This window comes from Microvirga pakistanensis (assembly GCF_004458765.1).
Classification (GTDB): Bacteria; Pseudomonadota; Alphaproteobacteria; order Rhizobiales; family Beijerinckiaceae; genus Microvirga; species Microvirga pakistanensis.
This window is the reverse complement of sequence record NZ_SPJX01000652.1, coordinates 1-16,711: the sequence shown is the minus strand read 5'-3', so window position 1 is coordinate 16,711 and position 16,711 is coordinate 1. Positions and strand designations below refer to the sequence as shown.

Sequence of the window (16,711 nt, the reverse complement as noted above, 5' to 3'; positions counted from 1 at the left end):
TGAACGAGGAAGTATCCGGCGCGTTCGGGCTCCGGAAGCCGAGTTAAGGTCCAGCTGTGAAGCTTTACAAGGGAAGCGCTGTTAATCGGTAAACTTTTGACAAAACCTGCAAAGGAACTCTGCATTGATTTCTTTGGAGAATTGCCTTCCGGACGGCGGCCCCCTCTCGCTTTCGGACGTCGCATACACCTTAAGTCTATGCTTTAGAGATGGAAGTCCGGTCGCCTTGTGACCCGCCAGGGCTCAGCACGAAAGGGGCGCCGGATCGGATCGGCGCGATGTAAAATTCTTACAAGATTCTGGTTTTCCGATCCTCCTGCGGCCGCCCGGTGTCCCGAGATGCTCTAATCGCCGCTTCTGTCCCGATCCTGCGTGAGCTCGCGCGGGCTCGGACGGGTGACGATGTAGAGCCCGACGCTGCCCATGATTGCGGCGAGGACGAAAGGCAGGGAGGGGCTTCGGACGAGCCAGACGGTTATGGCGTAGGACAGCGCGAGCGTCAGGAGCGCCCAGATCTTCGCCCGCAAGGGAATGGCGCGCTGGTCGCGCCAGGTGGTCAGGAGAGGACCGAAGCGGGGGTTCTCGTAAAGCCGCGCGGCCAGCGCCGGGTTGGACCGGGCGAAGCACCATGCGGCCAGGATCACGAAGGGCGTCGTCGGCAACAGCGGCAGCACGATTCCCGCAAGGCCGAGTCCGAGGCTCGCATAGCCGACGGCAAGGTGGAACCTGCGCATGTGTCCTTCCTGCTTCTGTCCCTCGGGAAGGAGAGAACGCGCACCGTCCCGGATGGTCCCGCGCGGCCTGTCAGCGCGTCAGTTCCTGCTCCATGGCGGCCGCGATGCCCAGGAGCCTGCGATCCTCACCGTGCCGCGCCATGAGCATAAGGCCGACCGGACGCTCGCAATCCGGCAGGGGCAGCGACAGGGCCGTCAGGTCGAACTGGTTGGCCACCTGGGTGTTGCGCAGGATCAGCGCGTCCGTCCCGTTGTAGAGCTGGTCATCCGCCTCCAGCGGCGCGATCAGCGGCGCCGTGATGGCAGTCGTAGGCAGGACCATCACGTCGACAGGCGCGAGGCGCTCGTCCATGGCCTGCACGAGCGCACGGCGACGGCGCATCATGCGCAGGTAGATATGAGCCGGAACGGCGCTGCTGCGTGCCAGCCAGTAATGGACCCGCGGATCGATCTCGGTCGCACGGCTCTCGAGCCAATCCGCATGCACCTCCGAAGCCTCGATGGACGCGATGGAGGCCGCTGCCGTCGTCTCGCGCATGACGAGCAGCAGATCATCGATCGGGTGGTCGACGATCCTCGCACCCGCCTGCGAGAGGCGGCTCAGGGCTCGCTCGAACGCCTCCTCGACCATCGCCTCGCTGCGCGTGAACAGGCGTCCCCGGGGGATGCCGATCCGCAATCCGGCCAGGGGATGGGCCTCTAGCCGACGGGGCTCCTCTCCGGCCATGATCGCGTCGGCCAAGGCGCAATCCTGCACGGAGCGGGCGAGAGGACCGACGGAGTCGAGACTGGGCGAAAGGGGAAAGGCACCGTCGAGCGGAACGCGCTTGGCAGTGGGCTTGAAGCCCACGACGCCGTTGAGCGCCGCCGGAATGCGCACGGAACCACCGGTGTCGCTGCCGATGGAGATCTCGGAGGTTCCTTCCGCCACCGCGACGCCCGCCCCCGAGGACGAGCCGCCGGGAATCCGCGCGGGATCCACGGCGTTGCCCGGTGTGCCGTAATGGGGATTGAGGCCCAGGCCGGAGAAGGCGAACTCCACCATGTTGGTCTTGGCCAGGATCACGGCGCCCGCCCGGCGCAGGCGATGAACGACGGTTGCATCCCGCTCGGCAGGGGCGGCATCGCGCAACACCATCGAGCCTGCCCGCGTGGGCTCCCCCGCCACGTCGAACAGATCCTTGATGGAGACGAGCGCGCCATCGAGCGGCCCTAAGGAGATTCCGGCCTGCCGGCGCGCATCCGCAGCGTCGGCCGCGCCCCTGGCGGCTGCGGGGTAGAGCGTCGTGAAAACCCGCTCCTCGCCCTCCCGGGCGGCCAGCCGCGCCAGGATCATCTCGAGTTTGTCGCGCACCGTCATCATGCAAGCACCCGATCGGAGAGCCATTCGAATTTGCAACCATCCTGGCGGACATGCAGGTGTCAAGGCCCCCGGCGTCCCCCTCGGCCCGCCTCAGGAAGCATATCGCTCCACGCTCACGCCCGTCTCGTCGCTCTCGACCATCACGTTGCTGATCGGGAAGGTAATGACGCAGCGAATGCCCTCGGGCTTGAAGTCGAGCTTGATCTCGCCTCCGAGCTGCTGAGCCAGGCCGCGCTGGATCAGCTTGGTGCCGAAACCCTGGCGCGTGGGCTGCTTCACGAGCGGCCCTCCGCTTTCGACCCATTCCACGATCAGCACCGGCGGGTTCAGCGCGGGCGTGACCGCCCACATGACGTTCACCTTGCCTTCCGACGTCGTGAGGCTTCCGTATTTCGTCGCGTTGGTGGCGAGCTCGTGGATGGCGAGTCCCAGGGCCAGAACGGCGCTCGGCTGAAGATTGACCTTCGGGCCGCGCAGGCGGATGCGCTGGCGCATGGTGTCCTGGTAGGGTTCCAGCTCGTTCTTCAGCACGTCTTCGAGGAGAGCCCCCTGCCACTGGGTGGCGGTGAGAAGGTCGTGCGTCTTGGCCAAGCCCTGCACCCGCCCGAGGAAGGCATCCCAGGCCCCCGCATCGCCCTGCTCGGCGGAACGGCGCGTCATGGCGGCGACGGATTGGACCGTCGCCAGGGTGTTCTTGACCCGGTGATTGAGCTCGTGCAGCAGAAGCCCCCGGCGCTCCTCGGCCATGCGGCTCTCCGTGATGTCCTGCGAGACACCCACGAGCGAGAGGCCCCCGTCAGCGCCCATGCGCACGCGCCCGCTGATGCGGATCCAGTGCTCGGTATGGTCCGGCCAGACGACACGATATTCCACGTGAAGGTCCGACCGGTTCTGAAGCGCCTGGGAAACGGCCTCGGCCTGTCGCGCCCGATCGTCGTAATGAATGGCGGCGATCACGTCGTCATAGGAAAAGGGCTCGTCGGGACCCCGGCCGAAATTGGCGCGGCATTGCGGCGAGGCGACGAAGACGCCGGTCGACGGCGTGTACTCCCACGAGCCCAGATGCCCGGCATTGAGTGCCAGGCGAAGCCGCGCCTCGCTGTCCGCGATGCGGGCGAGGGCCTCGTTCCGATGCCGTTCCTTCTCGCGGATATCGGAGAACGCTTCGGTCAGAGCCTTCTGGATCATGTCGAATTCAAGCACATGCGTCGTGGCTTCGCCGGGCTCGCGGCCCGTCCTGAGCGCTTGTGCCACGGACACGAGCTGATCGACCGGCTTGGCGATCAGGCGCGAGAGAACGGCCGCCAGGAAGACCCCCATGAGAATGCACCCGGCGAGAACCAGGAGCCAGAACAGAGGGCGCCGGAACGAAGCCGCGAGTTCCGTGGACGGCACGCTCACGACGAAGGTCCAGCCATAGATGGGCGACTTGCTGAAATAGGCACGCACCGGGATGCCGTCGAGCGTCACGCTCTGGACATTGCCTTCGGAAGACGCCGCTGCGGCATCGCGTATGACAGGATTGGAAAGCCGCCCCATAAACTGCTCGGGCGAACGGGAGCGGGCCACGATCCGCCCGCTGCGGTCGAGGACGGCCGCGTTCCAGCTCGGAGCGATGCGCTGATCCGTGATGAGCTGCTGGAAGATTCCCGGGCCGATCGCCGCCGAGAGGAGATAGGCCACCCTGTCGCCGAGGATGACGGGCATATCGATCGTGATGATGGCCTGCCCGGTGATCGGGGCGGTATGAAGATCCGACACTTGGGGCTTGCGGGTCTCCTGCACCTTCCGGAAAAGGTCCTCGCGCCGACTATGGAGCAAGGGCGAACCATAGGGCACGCGCGTGTTGAGAAGCACCTCGCCGCCAGGCTCGATCAACGCCACCCAGGAAGGAGCGGCGAGTCCCGCCTCCTGCGCCTGCTTGTGGAAGGCAGCGAAATCACGGTTTGCGATATGTGGAGAGAGGGCAAGCACCCGCAGGGCCATCTCGCTCGTCTCGATCTCGCGATCGATCGACAGGCTCAAGGCCCTGGCGGTTTCCTGGAGGCGCAGGTCCGTCGCCTCGCGTTCAGCACGGTACCCCGAATAAAACCCGGCTGCGGCGATCAGGACGGCCGGCAAGGTGAGAGCGAGAACGAGCGCCCAAAGCACCTGTCGCAGCGATGTGCGGGTCCCGACGGCGAAATGCGGCCTGCGCGGCATGGCTCCCGATGCATGATGGTCCGCCTCGTTCATGTCAGCCGACTTCTTGAACCGGCATGACGACCCGGACCAGAACCTCGGGATCGTCATCGGGCCACTCGACATGGGCGTCGAGTTGACGCGCCAATCCCTTCAACACCGTTCCTGAGGCGCCCTCCCGCGCGGCCCGTTTTTCCTCGGAGCTGAATGCGTCGTCCGACAGCTGGAACAGAAGCCGGCCGTCGCGCACCCGCATGGCGAGCTTCAGCTTGCCGTGGCGCTCGCCGTAGGCATGGGTGAGCGCGTTGACGATGATTTCGTTGAAGAGAAGCGCCATGGGCGCGGCCTTGGCGGCCTCCACCTCGATGGCCTCGATGTCGAACTCGGGCGTGATGACGGGATCATCGATCGCAGCGATCCGCTCCTCGCAGAGTCCGCGCGCGAAGCCAGTCACGTCGAACCGGGATGAGCCGTTTCCGTCATAGAGGTCGCGATGGGCCGCACCGAGGGCCTGAAGGCGCTCCCTCATGCGCCCCAGCACGCGGCTGGTTGCCTCGTCTTCCGCATGGCGGCTCTCGATGCCGATCAGCGACAGGAGGAGCTGCAGGTTGTTCTTCACCCGATGATCGAGTTCGTGCAGCAGCGCGGTGCGCTCGTCGAGCAGCTTCTGCAAGGCCTCCTGGGCCTGACGCCTCTCGCTCCGTTCCCGGGCCTCGGCCAGCGCCCGCAGCACCGTGGCGGGTAGCCGGTCCAGCCTGTCCTTGAGGACATAATCGGTCGCGCCGCGCTTGAGCGCCTCGACGGCCACCTCTTCGCCGAGGGCGCCGGACACGAAGATGAAAGGCAGTTCCGGGCGATGCTCCCGCACCAGGGCCAGAGCGTTCAGCCCATCGAAGCCGGGCAGACGATAATCGGCCAGCACCAGATCCCACGAGTCGTCGCGAAGCGCCCTGGCGAACTCATCCTCCAGGATCACGCGTTCCACGGATACCGACAATCCCGCAGAGGACAAGGCCTCGGCCACCAGTTCGGCATCGAGCGCGCTGTCCTCCAGGAGAAGGACGCGGAGCGTTCGACTGGACGAGAAAGCGGTCACCCGGTCCATGGGGTTGCCTTAGCCGTCGGCCCGCCGGGGCGGCGGCTCGTTGAGGATGGCCCAGAACACGCCGAGATCCTGAATCGCATCGAAGAACTCGCGAAAGCCCACCGGCTTCACCACGAAGGCGTTCACGCCCAGCTCGTAACTGCGGATCAGATCGCTCTCCTCCCGGGAGGACGTGAGCATCACCACGGGGGTCTGTCTCAGGTGCGGATCGGCCTTCACCATCTCCAGCACCTCCAGCCCGTCGATCTTCGGAAGCTTGAGATCGAGCAGCACCACGGCGGGATCGGCGGTGTTGCGGCTCTCATGCGCGCCGCGACGGTAGAGAAAATCGAGCGCCTCCTCGCCGTCGCGCACAACGACGACCTCGTTAGCCAGCTGGCTCTGCTCCAGCGCGGCCAGGGTCAGTTCGAGATCCTTCGGATTGTCCTCAACCAACAGGATCGGTTTCAATTCCGGCATTCACGCCGCTCCTTCACTCTCGGGCAGGGCAATGTAAAAGGTCGCGCCCCCATCGGTCTGGCCCTCGGCCCAGCTGCGCCCCCCGTGTCTTTCGACGATGCGCCGGACATTGGCCAGCCCGATCCCGGTTCCCTCGAAATCCTCGATCCGGTGCAGGCGCTGGAAAACCCCGAACAGCTTGTTGACGTACTTCATATCGAAGCCGACGCCATTGTCCCGCACGAAGTAGACAATGTCCCCCTGATCCCGGTAAGAACCCACTTCGATATGGGATATATCCCGGGTTCGAGAATATTTGACGGCGTTATCCAAAAGATTCTCAAAAACGAGCCGGAGCAGAACCGGATCCGCCGTGATGGAAGGCAGCGCGCCGATCACCCATTCGATCCGGCGTTCCCCCAGATGATCCACGAGATTCCGGCGCACCTCGCCGACGAGCTTCTCCACGTCGACCAAACGGGGCTTGAGGGCCGTGCGGCCCATTTGCGAGAAGCGGAGCAGGTTGTCGACAAGGGTTCCCGCCGTATAGGCCGCCTCGATGATCGTATCGATATACCGCTTGCCGCGGTCCGACAGCTCCGTCCATTCCTGCTTCTTGAGGAGCTCCGAATAACCCACGATGTGACGGAACGGCGCGCGCAGATCATGCGACACGGAATAGGAGAAGGCCTCGAGTTCCTTATTGGAGCGGCGAAGCTCGTCCGCCAAGGCGGCCAGCTCCTCGGCACGGCGCAGCACGATGCCGACGATGGCGTTGCGCAGCTCCTTCACCGCCTCGACCTCGCTCTGATCCCAAGCCGCCGAGCGGCCGCGGACGATCTCCTTCCAGATCTCGAAGGAGCGCCGGGGATGAAGCCGCAGGGTCCCGGCCTCTTCCCGGACGGGCTTTTCAGGGTTGCCGCCCCAGCTGACGGTCTGCACCAACTCGGGCCGGAACCAGAGAATGTAGCTCGAACGCATCTTCGAGATGGAGATGGAGAGAAGGCCGCTCGCCGTGTCCGGGTAGGATTGCGCTGCGGGGAAGAGCTCCGCGAGGCAATCGGTGACGAACACATCCTCCTGATGATGCTCGGAGAGCCAGGCGTAGAGTGCCTTCACCTCGGCTTCGTTCGGTGTCTTGCCGAGCCGCCAGCAGTGCTCGTCCGTGACGATGGCGACGCCGTGCGCGCCGGCCAGCAGCATCAGGTCGTCGGGATGGGCCACGAGGCCGTCGATGAACACGTTCTCCCCGGCCATGTAGGCGAGAAGGCGTGCCTGGACGGCGCCCAAGCGCACGCGGGCTTCGGCCAGAGCCGTGTTCTCGCGCGCCTCCAGCTGCAGCGAGAAGATCTGGGTGAGGAAGTCGCAGACGTTCCGCACCGGGAGCGAGACGCGTTTGGGGGTGCTGTTGTGGCACGAGATCAGGCCCCAGAGCGCGCCGTCACGCAGGATCGAGATCGACATGGAGGCGGGCGTGCCCATGTTGCGCATGTATTCGAGATGCACGGGCGACACGCTGCGCAGAACCGAGTCGCTCAGATCGAGCGGCGCCGGATCGTGCGACTGGATCGCGACCGGCTGATAATTCGCATCGGGAATGATGCGCAGCCGGTTGCGGCGATATAGCTCCCGCGCCTGGGCGGGAATGTCGGAGGCGGGAAAGCGCAGGTCGAGGTAGGACGGCAGGAGCTCGTTGCGGTCTTCGGCGATGACGGTGCCGTTCCAGTGCTCGTCGAAGCGGTAAATGAGAACGCGGTCGAACCCGGTCATCCGGCGGATGTCTTCGGCCGCCAGCTGGCAGAGCCTGTCGACCGTCGAGGCGCCGTGCAGTTCCTCCACGAAGCGCCGCATGGTGGGATAAAGCGCGTCGATGCTGGAGACCGCATCCTCCGGTACGATCTCGAGCTCGAGGACGATGTGCCCGTCGGATTGGGAGAGCACGGCATCGAAAGCCTTTTTCCCCTGGGATGTCTCGAGCACGATCGTCCGCACGAATCGGGCCGTTCCCAAGGGGATCGGCTCGGCCAAGTCGCTGTCGAGCAAGGCGGCCACCTCCGGCAGAACATCACGCAGGGGCCGCTTGAGAAGCGAGAGAGGGTCGATCCCGAAAACGGATGCGGTATTGGCGCTCGCATGCGTCGTCGTCATGTCCGCCCGCGCGATGGCGAACAGGATTCCGTGCGGCTGGATGCTGCCTGGAATGTGAATCGGTTCCCGCTCGCAGGCGGTCAGATCGATCTCTTGCGGAGCTTGATCGTTCATGGGGCCTCGCACAACCAGTCGTGCATGACGTCGAAGGTTTTCCGCGCCGTTTCGACGATCACGTCGTCGACTTCGGGGGTGGATGCCGCCATGAGCGTTGCCCCGAACTCCTTCCACATCATGGCCGTCTCCCGTCCATAGCTTTTGAAATAGGCGCAGCCCGTTTCCGCCCCGAGGCCGAGCTTGCGCTCCACTTCGCGGGCAATGATCGCACCGCCCAGGGTCGATCCTTCGACCACATACATGCTGCCGAGCACGGCCATGGGCGACGGCAGCGGCATCAGAGGAGCGCATTGCGGCAAACGGATGATCTCGTCTTCCCGGAGGCCCAGGGCGACGAGATCCTTGACCAGAAGCCCCGTCTTGCACCTCTTCTCGAAAAAGGCCCTGTCCGGCGCAACCGCACTTGCGGACCGCTCCCAGGCGCTGTGGAAGCCGTAGAATCGGACAAGCAGGTTCCTGTATTCGTCGCGGCTGGCGATCCGGCGGTCGAGATCCATAGCGGCCTCGATCCGGTCATGCGCGGGTCCGGTCTCGACTTTCAGCCGTTTGAGCAGCGTCATGGCGTCTCATCCAGGGAGCGGCCCAGCTTTCTCGCGGCGATCCGCTCGAGCAGTCCCAGTCCGTCGTGGACCAGAACCGCCAGGAGGGCAACCACCAAACCGCCCTGCAGGACGAAAGCGATATTGTTCGACTGCAAGCCCGCGATGATCACCTCGCCCAGGCCTTTGGCGGCCACCGTCGAGCCGATGGTCGCCGTGCCCAAACTGATGATGACCGACAGGCGGATGCCGGCCAGGATCATCGGAAGAGCGAGCGGAAGCTCCACCTGCACGAGGCGCTGCCATGCGTTCATCCCCATGCCGCGCGCCGCCTCCAGGGCCGTCGGGGGAACCTGGGTCAGCCCCGTCAGCGTGTTCTCGAAGATGGGCAGCAGGCCATAGAGAAACAGCGCGACGAAGGTGGGCTTCTCTCCGAATCCCACGAGCGGCACGGCGATGGCGAGAACCGCGATCGGCGGAAAGGTCTGACCGATATTCACGAGGCTGCGCGACAGCGGCAGGAACTCGGCCCCCGAGGGACGCGTGACGAAGATGCCGAGCGCGACGGCCAGAAGCGTGCTCGCGAGGGTTGCCAGGCACACCGTGCGCAGATGTTGCATCGTCAGGGCGAACAGGCTGCCCTGGTTGTAGATGGCCGGGGCTCCGGGCGTGATCAACGGCTCGAACAGGAATGCGAAGGCTTCCGGCATCGTGACGAAGATCACGAGCAGGAGCAATGCGCTCAGCCGGACCAAGGAGGACGGTCTCATGGGAGCGGGCGCCCGTGCCGAAGGATGCTCCCGACGCTCACTTGCCCGATGATCGCACCGGCGGCATCGGCGACCGGAAGGGCTGCGCGCCCTGTCCAGAGGAGCCGCGAGAGCGCCTCGTGCAGGCTCTCGGACGCCGTGATCGGCTCGCCCTCGGCGCGGCCGGCCTCGAGAACCTCCTGGACCTTGGTGAGGGACAGCAGACGGAAAGGCCGCTCCGCCGTTCCCACGAGACGCTCTACGAAATCATCGGCCGGATGCATCAGGAGTTCGGCCGGCGCCGCATATTGCAGGAGGCGGGCCTGATCCATGACGGCGATGCGGTCGCCGAGATGGAACGCCTCGTTCATGTCATGGGTGACGAGGACGATGGTCGTCCCCAGCCGGCGCTGGATGGCCAGGAGATCGTCCTGCGCCTTGGAGCGGATCACGGCGTCGAGCGCACCGAAGGGCTCGTCCATCAGAAGGAGCGCAGGCCGCGCCGCCAGCGCTCGCGCCACGCCGACGCGCTGCTGCTGGCCGCCCGACAGTTCATGAGGGAACTTATGAGCGAATTCCGCCGGGTCGAGCTGGAACAGATCGAGCAGCTCTTCCACGCGCTGCGCGATCCTCTTGCGATCCCATCGGAGCAGACGCGGCACGGTGGCGATATTGTCCGCCACATTGCGATGCGGGAACAGGCCGTAGCCCTGGATGACATAGCCGATGCGGTGCCTCAGCGCATCCTCCGGAATCGTGCGCGTATCCTCCCCGTCGATGAGCACGCGTCCGCCGGTCGGCTCCACGAGGCGATTGATCATGCGAAGCAAGGTCGACTTGCCGGCGCCCGACGTTCCCACGACGACCGTAAGCGTGCCCTCCTCGACCTCGAAGGAGATGTCGTCGACCACGAGGGTGCTTCCGTAGCGCTTGGTGAGATGATCGATTGTGATCATGCAAGCGCCCCTTTGGAAAAGTCGACAAGCGCGTCGAGAATGATGGACGCGACGAAGGACAGGACGACGGTCGGGATCGCGCCCAGCAGCACGAGGTCGATGGCCGTCTGTCCGATGCCCTGGAAGACGAACGTGCCGAAGCCTCCGCCGCCGATCAGCGCCGCCACCGTGGCGAGGCCGAGATTCTGCACGAGCACGATGCGGATACCCGCCAGGATCACCGGAAGGGCGAGCGGAAGCTCCACCTGCACGAGCCGCTGCCATGGGCTCATCCCCATGCCACGCGCCGCGTCGGCGACAACCGCGGGCACCTGGTTCAACCCGGCGATCGTGTTGGCCACGATGGGAAGCAGCGCATAGAGAAGCAATGCGATGAACGCGGGCGCAGCCCCGATCCCCCTGATGCCTAAGGCCGCGGCGAGCGGCACGCTGGCCGCGAGGGCGCCGAGCGGCGCTATGAGAAGACCGAACAGGGCGATGCTCGGGATCGTCTGTACGATGCCCAAGCCCTGCAGCACGGCCGTCCGAAGCGTTCTCAGCCGATGGCTGGCGATGCCCAGGGGAACGCCGATGAGACACGCGAGCGCCATGGAGCCCACGGCGAGCATCAGGTGCTGGCGCGCCTCCCGCCAGAAGCTGTCCGCGCGGGTGCGATATTCCTTGATGATCGAGAGATCGTCCCAGATGCCGGAGAACAGCAGGAGCGCCAGGGCGCTCACGCCCACGGCCAAGGCCACCAGCCGACCGAAGGGACCGAGGCGCATCCGAGCCAGCGCATCGACGGCGAGCAACGAGAACGAGAGGCTCAAGAGCCAGAATCCGGCCGACGGCGACACGCGGGCGAAACTGTTGTCGGCCGGCGTCAGGAACCCCGCCGACAGGCCGAGGGACGGGAGAAGGACCGCGAGACCGATGACGGCGGAGCCCAGGCGGCCGAGAGGATCCCGCACGAGGACGGCCCCGGCCGCGAGGCCCAGGGCCACGAGAACCAGAGCGGACGCCATGGCGACCGGCAGCGCCTCGATCAGGAGACGCGCCTCGCCGGACGCGATGCGGGTGGCGCGATAGGTGGCGAACGGGGCGGCGAAGAGCGCGACGCCGATGAGAACGGCGAGCACGATCCCCAAATGGTCGAAGGAGAGCGCGGGGCGGGGCGGAACCACGCCCAACGCGCTCGTTCTGGATGTCGCGGAACTCACGTCGAACCCTGGTCCTTCCTTTGCCACCCCGCCGTCTGCTCGCGCAAACGATCGGGTGCTTATTTGATGAAGCCCTTGGACCTCAGGTAGTCCGTCGCAACAGCCTTCGCCGCCTCGCCGCCCACCTGCACCCGGGCATTCAGCCCCTGAAGGGTGGTGAGGTCGAGGGAGGCGAAGACGGGCTTGAGGATGTCGGCGATCTTCGGATTCTCCTTGAGCACCGTTTCGCGAATGATGGGGGCCGGCGCATAGACGGGCTGCACCCCCTTGTCGTCCTCCAGCACCACGAGGCCCGACGGGGCGATGCCGCCATCGGTGCCGTAGACCATGGCGGCGTTGGCGCCGTTGGTTCTCTCGGCCGCCGCCTTGATCGTCGCCGCCGTGTCGCCGCCCGAGAGCACGATGAGCTGCTCGGGCTTCATCTTGAAGCCGTAGACCTTCTGGAAGGACGGCAGAGCAGCATCCGAATTCACGAACTCGGCGGAGGCTGCGAGCTTCACCTCACCGCCGCCCGAAACCCACTTGCCGAAATCGGAAAGCGTCTTGAGCTTGCCGGCCTGCACCACGTCTCGGCGCAGGGCGATGGCCCAGGTGTTGTTGGCGGGTGAGGGATCGAGCCAGACGATCTTGTTGGCCTCATAATCGAGCTTCTTGGCGGTCTCGTAGCCCTTGGCCGCATCCTTCCAGAGCGGATCGTCGGCCTTGTTGAAGAAGAAGCCCGCGTTGCCGGTATATTCGGGATAGATGTCGATCTCGCCCGCTGTGATCGCCTTGCGCACCACCGGTGTCGCACCGAGCTGGATCCTATCCTGGGTCTTGATCCCGTTAGCCTCGAGGACGAGCAGGATCATGTTGCCGAGAACCGACCCTTCCGTATCGATCTTCGACGAGACGACCACGTCCGCCCCGGCCGGGGTCAGGGCTGACAGGCTCAAGGCCAGAGCGGCAACAAAGGTTTTCAGAATGGGCTTCATGCTTCCCCCTCCGCGTGAACACGCGCGCCAGCGTTATTTCTAGGTCACGCTCGTGATTAAAGCAGAGGGAGGGCTCCGGTGTCCCGGCCCTGACGATAAAAACTTTGTGTCGCGGCGACGTCACCCGCCGCCGGCATCGGCCGGCGGCGGGTGACGTCGCGAGAAAGATTGGCCTCAGATCAAGCGCTTAAAATCGCCGGGGGCTCCTGCGCGATGGTGAACCGCACCTGAGCCTGCGGACGATGGTCCTCGGACAGGGTGCGCCAGGTGCGCTCCGCTTCCGTCCGGCTCTCGAAGGGGCCGACGACGCGCTCGGTGCCCTGAATCAGGAGTTCGCATTCGCAGGAGGTGTATTCACCGCCAACCACCCAGAAACGAGTCTTTTGCATGGCCGTTCTCCGTATGACCTCAAGGGCTCGATGCCCATGATCTTGATTTACATCCGTTGACAAAGCGCCTCAGCAACCCACAAACTCTGTGTATCGGCACGGCGTCTGACAGGTATAATTCCAGAAGAAGTCTTTGTTTCAATGCTGGATTTCGAAAGAAAGGTGGCATTGTAAATCTCTGACACAGCAGGCTTAGTAAACTTGTAAAAAGATTCACAAATGGATGAGAGCAGAAAACTCTTCGTCGGTCCGCGTCTCAAGCGCTTGCGCCGCGATCTCAATCTGAGCCAGTCCCGCATGGCGGAGGAGCTCGGGCTCTCGCCGAGCTATCTGAACCTCATGGAGCGCAACCAGCGGCCCATCACCGCGCAGGTGCTGATCCGGCTCGCCCATGCCTATTCCCTGGACCCGCGCGAATTCGCCAACGACGACCATGAGCGCACGGCATCGGAACTGGAGGAGATCTTCGCGGACCCGCTCTTTCGCGGCGCGCCCGTCTCGCGCATCGAGCTGCGCGAGACCATCGAGAACGCCCCCTCCCTCGTGGATGCCGTGAACCGCCTCTATCGCGCCTATCAGGCCATGCGCGGCGCGCGCGAGACGTTCACGCCGAGCCTCAACGACCGGGACCGCGCCGAGGATGCGCCGCAGATCAACCCGGTGGACCGGGTCCGGGAGCTGATCCACGACGCCAAGAATCATTTTCCGGACCTGGACGATGCGGCCGAAACGCTGGCCTCCGACCTTGCGGTGTCGGGGCACGAGCCGTTCTTCGCCATCGCCGAGCGCCTGCGCTCCAAGCACGGCATCCGCGTGCGCGTCATGCCCATCGACGTGATGTCGGACAACTTGAGGCGCTACGATCATCACCGCCGCCAGCTCCTGATCTCCGAGCTCGTGGATCCGTCGGGCCGCACCTTCCAGGCCGCCTACCAGCTCGCCTTCGCCGAGATGCGCTCCACCATCGATGCGCTGGCGGCCAAGCTCGAACCCGTGGATGGTCCGGCGCGGCGCCTGCTGCGCGTCTCCTTCGGCAATTATTTCGCCGGCGCGCTCATGATGCCCTACGGCAAGTTCCATGCCGCGGCGGAGGCCCTCGGATACGACGTGGAGGTGCTGGCGGCCCGCTTCGGCGCCAGTTTCGAGCAGGTGGCGCACCGCCTCACCACGCTGGCCCGCCCGGGCGCACGCGGCATTCCCTTCTTCCTCGTGCGCGTGGATGCGGCGGGCAACGTCTCCAAGCGTTTCTCGTCGGGTCGCTTCCCCTTCTCGCAATTCGGCGGCACCTGCCCGCTCTGGAATCTCCATTCCACCTTCAAGACGCCGGGACAGGTGGCGACCCAGATCGTCGAACTGCCCGACGGCTCCCGCTGGTTTTCCATGGCCCGGGCGGTCAAACGCGCGTCGAATCCCTGGGGCATGCCCGATCCGCAATTCGTGGTGGGCCTCGGCTGCGAGCTGAAATACGCCCATCGTCTGGTTTATGCGCGCGGCCTCGACCTCGCGGCCGCCGACGCGACGCCCATCGGCATCAATTGCCGCCTGTGCGAACGCGTCGCCTGCCCGCAGCGCGCCGCCCCGCCCATGATGCACGCCCTCATCGTGGACGAGATGAGGCGCGGCATCTCGCCCTTCGAGTTCGACGCAACTTGAAGCACCGTGCGGACCCGGAGGGCCGCGTCCCATGGTCTAGGCTCCGGTCGTTGCTTTCGCCGGGAACGGTTCGTCGAGCCAGTGATCGAGGAACCGGTCGATCCAGCGCGAAACATGCGGATCGTACTGGAAGCGTCCGTCGAGCTGGCGGACGCGGTCCTGCGCGCCGGGCGTGGACAGGCGCTCCTCGGCGATGACGGTCCAGCGGCAGATCATGGCGTGCGTGACCTCCGGATGGAACTGGAGACCGAAGGCCCTGTCGCCGGCCTGAATGGCCTGGGTCGGAAAATCGTCGCCCGTGGCGAGCGTCTCGGCTCCCACGGGGCAATCGAACCCCTCCCGGTGCCAATGGTAGACATGGCTCGGCCAGGGCACGCCCCAGATTTCGCTCAGGCGCTCTCCGGCTTCGGTCGGCACGAGGGGGTAATAGCCGATCTCCGCGCGCCCTTCCGGATGCTGCCACACGCCGGCGCCCATGTGCTTGGCGAGCATCTGGGCGCCGAGGCAGAGGCCCAGGAAGGGCCTGTTCTCCTTCAGCGGAACCCCGATCCAGTCGATCTCCGCCCTGATGAAATCGTCCGGATCGTTCGCGCTCATCGGGCCGCCGAAGATCACCGCGCCTGCGTGCTCGGCGAGGGTCTCGGGGAGCGGGTCCCCAAAACGAGGCCGCCGGATATCGAGCCGGTGTCCGCGCTCGGCCAGCAGGCGCCCGACTCGCCCGGGGGTCGAATGCTCCTGGTGCAGGACAATGAGGATGGGCGCCTTCCCCCGCCTAGCCATGGCGCCGCTCCGACGGCATGCGCGTTGGGGGCTGCGATGAAGGACGAAGGATCGGAACGGCTACGGATGGGCTGAACATGAGGCGATTATCGAGGAATAGGCAGGGTGTGGGCAAGGCCCAAGGCAAGGCTCAAGGCGAGGTTCGCGACCCTGCCTTGGCTCCCCTCAGCTCGTCGAGACAACGTGCGGCGACATCCCGTGCCGGCTTGTCCCTGAGGACGATCTCGGCATTGAGCGCCTGGAGCTTCGCCGTCGTCAGGGACCGGAAGACCGGGTGCGGCGCGCCTCGGTATCGGCCTTGGAGGCGACCACCACGCGGGACCGGTCCTGCGCCACGCCCGGCGCATGGGGAAGGCTCCGATCAGAGCTAAGGCGAAGAGTCGCACGGAAGCCGCGATAAGGCCGCACCCCACCACCACTTTATCCAACAAACTCAAGCTGTTCGGGACCTAGGCAATTCGTGGAGGCTGCTCTAAGATCAACAAAGTTGTAAAGCTCGGGGCTTTGAAGGGTTGCCGTCGGCTTTTGCACCCTGTGCAAGAATGATAGAACCCTCTGATTCCCGGGACGGACATCGCCAGCACGCGGATCCGATCCGGTGCAGCGAATGCCGATGATGCAGAGTCTGGCCTGAAAGAAAGTAAAAACGTGACCGATAGCGTGACGAGCGACGGAGATTTGAACGGCCTGCGCATCCTCGTGGTGGAAGACGAGGCGGCGATCTCCTTGCTGCTGGAAGACATGCTGCTCGACTTCGGCTGCGAAGTGATCGGTCCGGCCGCGCGCTTGTCCGCCGCCTTGGACGCCGTGGCCCGGGAGCAGGTGGACTTGGCCATTCTCGACGTGAATGTCGCGGGCGAGCCGATCTATCCGGTCGCCGAGGCCCTGGCCCAGCGCGCGATTCCTTTCGTGTTCTCCACGGGTTACGGCAGCGCGGGAATCCGTGACTCCTTCCGCGACCGTCCCGTCCTGCAGAAGCCTTTCGCTCAGAACGACCTGAAGCAGAAGCTGATCATGGCCCGGCGCACGGTTGCGTCCTGAGGCAAGGCTCTCCCAAAGGGAATGCGTCGTGTGCCGTTGAGCACACCACAGGATGTCTGATTCGGCTTTGATCCTGCCGCATAACTGCTAAGCTCGTGCTTGCAGGATCAGAACACGTTATCACAGAAGACATCATGGCTGCTCGTCCGTTTCCGCTTCTTGCCGCGGCAAGCACACTCGTGCTGTGCCTGGGTGAGGCGCATGCCCAGGCACCGGTTCCCCGGCAGGCTCCCGCCGTGGGCGCGATCGTGGCGGCCAAGGGCGGCGAGGAGATGCGCTTCGTGCGCGAGGACCTCTGGCGGGCGGCTCAGGTGCAGCAGAGCGTCATCGGCGGCGATACCCTGC

Annotated in this window: 16 protein-coding genes; 3 read left to right on the top strand and 13 right to left on the bottom strand. The window is 65.2% G+C overall.

The annotated features are described in order from the left end of the window. Positions 1 to 344 precede the first annotated feature (344 nt). The 12 genes from E4K09_RS24830 to E4K09_RS24775 form a co-directional block, all read right to left on the bottom strand. On the bottom strand, positions 345 to 734 hold the full coding sequence (locus E4K09_RS24830; protein WP_134500322.1) for a YbaN family protein: 390 nt from the start codon (positions 732 to 734) through the stop codon (positions 345 to 347). Between the two features lie 70 nt (positions 735 to 804). Further along, positions 805 to 2,121 (bottom strand): amidase, encoded by a 1,317-nt coding sequence (locus tag E4K09_RS24825; protein WP_134500321.1) that lies wholly within the window; start codon positions 2,119 to 2,121, stop codon positions 805 to 807. 66 nt (positions 2,122 to 2,187) lie between these two features. Next, positions 2,188 to 4,332, bottom strand: a complete 2,145-nt coding sequence (locus E4K09_RS24820) for a sensor histidine kinase (protein WP_166802507.1) — start codon at positions 4,330 to 4,332, stop codon at positions 2,188 to 2,190. Between the two features lies 1 nt (position 4,333). Further along, a complete protein-coding gene (locus tag E4K09_RS24815) occupies positions 4,334 to 5,383 on the bottom strand; it encodes a sensor histidine kinase (protein ID WP_134500319.1) in 1,050 nt (349 codons plus the stop codon). A gap of 9 nt (positions 5,384 to 5,392) precedes the next feature. After that, a complete protein-coding gene (locus E4K09_RS24810; RefSeq protein WP_134500318.1) occupies positions 5,393 to 5,842 on the bottom strand; it encodes a response regulator in 450 nt (149 codons plus the stop codon). Then, on the bottom strand, positions 5,843 to 8,083 hold the full coding sequence (locus tag E4K09_RS24805; RefSeq protein ID WP_134500317.1) for an ATP-binding protein: 2,241 nt from the start codon (positions 8,081 to 8,083) through the stop codon (positions 5,843 to 5,845). Continuing rightward, positions 8,080 to 8,646 (bottom strand): biliverdin-producing heme oxygenase, encoded by a 567-nt coding sequence (locus E4K09_RS24800; RefSeq protein ID WP_134500316.1) that lies wholly within the window; start codon positions 8,644 to 8,646, stop codon positions 8,080 to 8,082. The genes E4K09_RS24805 and E4K09_RS24800 overlap by 4 nt, the downstream gene beginning before the upstream one ends. Then, the gene (locus E4K09_RS24795) at positions 8,643 to 9,395 is read right to left on the bottom strand and encodes an ABC transporter permease (RefSeq protein ID WP_134500315.1); all 753 of its coding nucleotides are present in this window, start codon (positions 9,393 to 9,395) and stop codon (positions 8,643 to 8,645) included. The genes E4K09_RS24800 and E4K09_RS24795 overlap by 4 nt, the downstream gene beginning before the upstream one ends. Continuing rightward, on the bottom strand, positions 9,392 to 10,330 hold the full coding sequence (locus tag E4K09_RS24790) for an ABC transporter ATP-binding protein (protein WP_134500314.1): 939 nt from the start codon (positions 10,328 to 10,330) through the stop codon (positions 9,392 to 9,394). The genes E4K09_RS24795 and E4K09_RS24790 overlap by 4 nt, the downstream gene beginning before the upstream one ends. Next, complete coding sequence (locus E4K09_RS24785; protein ID WP_166802506.1) at positions 10,327 to 11,493, bottom strand: ABC transporter permease; 1,167 nt, start codon at positions 11,491 to 11,493, stop codon at positions 10,327 to 10,329. The genes E4K09_RS24790 and E4K09_RS24785 overlap by 4 nt, the downstream gene beginning before the upstream one ends. A gap of 95 nt (positions 11,494 to 11,588) precedes the next feature. Beyond that, a complete protein-coding gene (gene osmF / locus E4K09_RS24780) occupies positions 11,589 to 12,503 on the bottom strand; it encodes a glycine betaine ABC transporter substrate-binding protein OsmF (protein WP_134500312.1) in 915 nt (304 codons plus the stop codon). A 179-nt stretch (positions 12,504 to 12,682) separates the two neighbouring features. Beyond that, a complete protein-coding gene (locus E4K09_RS24775; protein ID WP_134500311.1) occupies positions 12,683 to 12,892 on the bottom strand; it encodes a DUF4170 domain-containing protein in 210 nt (69 codons plus the stop codon). A gap of 219 nt (positions 12,893 to 13,111) precedes the next feature. Between E4K09_RS24775 and E4K09_RS24770 the strand changes: the two genes are divergently transcribed. Next, positions 13,112 to 14,545 carry a helix-turn-helix domain-containing protein gene (locus E4K09_RS24770; protein ID WP_134500310.1) on the top strand — a complete coding sequence of 478 codons (1,434 nt, stop codon included), beginning with the start codon at positions 13,112 to 13,114 and terminating at the stop codon, positions 14,543 to 14,545. Positions 14,546 to 14,581: 36 nt separating this feature from the next. Here E4K09_RS24770 and E4K09_RS24765 read toward each other — a convergent pair whose 3' ends face one another. After that, the gene (locus tag E4K09_RS24765; RefSeq protein ID WP_134500309.1) at positions 14,582 to 15,325 is read right to left on the bottom strand and encodes a glutamine amidotransferase; all 744 of its coding nucleotides are present in this window, start codon (positions 15,323 to 15,325) and stop codon (positions 14,582 to 14,584) included. A gap of 648 nt (positions 15,326 to 15,973) precedes the next feature. On the opposite strand from E4K09_RS24765, the gene E4K09_RS24760 reads away from it, so the two are divergent. Both E4K09_RS24760 and E4K09_RS24755 read left to right on the top strand, forming a co-directional pair. Then, positions 15,974 to 16,366: a response regulator gene (locus E4K09_RS24760; RefSeq protein WP_134500308.1), complete on the top strand. Its 393-nt coding sequence runs from the start codon at positions 15,974 to 15,976 to the stop codon at positions 16,364 to 16,366. Positions 16,367 to 16,500: 134 nt separating this feature from the next. After that, positions 16,501 to 16,711, top strand: a 211-nt coding sequence (locus tag E4K09_RS24755) for a hypothetical protein (protein ID WP_134500307.1), incomplete at its 3' end; no start/stop codon positions are given.

Coding starts and splice junctions, on each gene's coding strand:
- E4K09_RS24830 (WP_134500322.1), bottom strand. CDS start 734: ATGCGCAGGTTCCACCTTGCCGTCGGCTATGCGAGCCTCGGACTCGGC.
- E4K09_RS24795 (WP_134500315.1), bottom strand. CDS start 9,395: ATGAGACCGTCCTCCTTGGTCCGGCTGAGCGCATTGCTCCTGCTCGTG.
- osmF (WP_134500312.1), bottom strand. CDS start 12,503: ATGAAGCCCATTCTGAAAACCTTTGTTGCCGCTCTGGCCTTGAGCCTG.
- E4K09_RS24825 (WP_134500321.1), bottom strand. CDS start 2,121: ATGGCTCTCCGATCGGGTGCTTGCATGATGACGGTGCGCGACAAACTC.
- E4K09_RS24815 (WP_134500319.1), bottom strand. CDS start 5,383: ATGGACCGGGTGACCGCTTTCTCGTCCAGTCGAACGCTCCGCGTCCTT.
- E4K09_RS24770 (WP_134500310.1), top strand. CDS start 13,112: ATGGATGAGAGCAGAAAACTCTTCGTCGGTCCGCGTCTCAAGCGCTTG.
- E4K09_RS24800 (WP_134500316.1), bottom strand. CDS start 8,646: ATGACGCTGCTCAAACGGCTGAAAGTCGAGACCGGACCCGCGCATGAC.
- E4K09_RS24775 (WP_134500311.1), bottom strand. CDS start 12,892: ATGCAAAAGACTCGTTTCTGGGTGGTTGGCGGTGAATACACCTCCTGC.
- E4K09_RS24810 (WP_134500318.1), bottom strand. CDS start 5,842: ATGCCGGAATTGAAACCGATCCTGTTGGTTGAGGACAATCCGAAGGAT.
- E4K09_RS24790 (WP_134500314.1), bottom strand. CDS start 10,330: ATGATCACAATCGATCATCTCACCAAGCGCTACGGAAGCACCCTCGTG.
- E4K09_RS24805 (WP_134500317.1), bottom strand. CDS start 8,083: ATGAACGATCAAGCTCCGCAAGAGATCGATCTGACCGCCTGCGAGCGG.
- E4K09_RS24820 (WP_166802507.1), bottom strand. CDS start 4,332: ATGAACGAGGCGGACCATCATGCATCGGGAGCCATGCCGCGCAGGCCG.
- E4K09_RS24765 (WP_134500309.1), bottom strand. CDS start 15,325: ATGGCTAGGCGGGGGAAGGCGCCCATCCTCATTGTCCTGCACCAGGAG.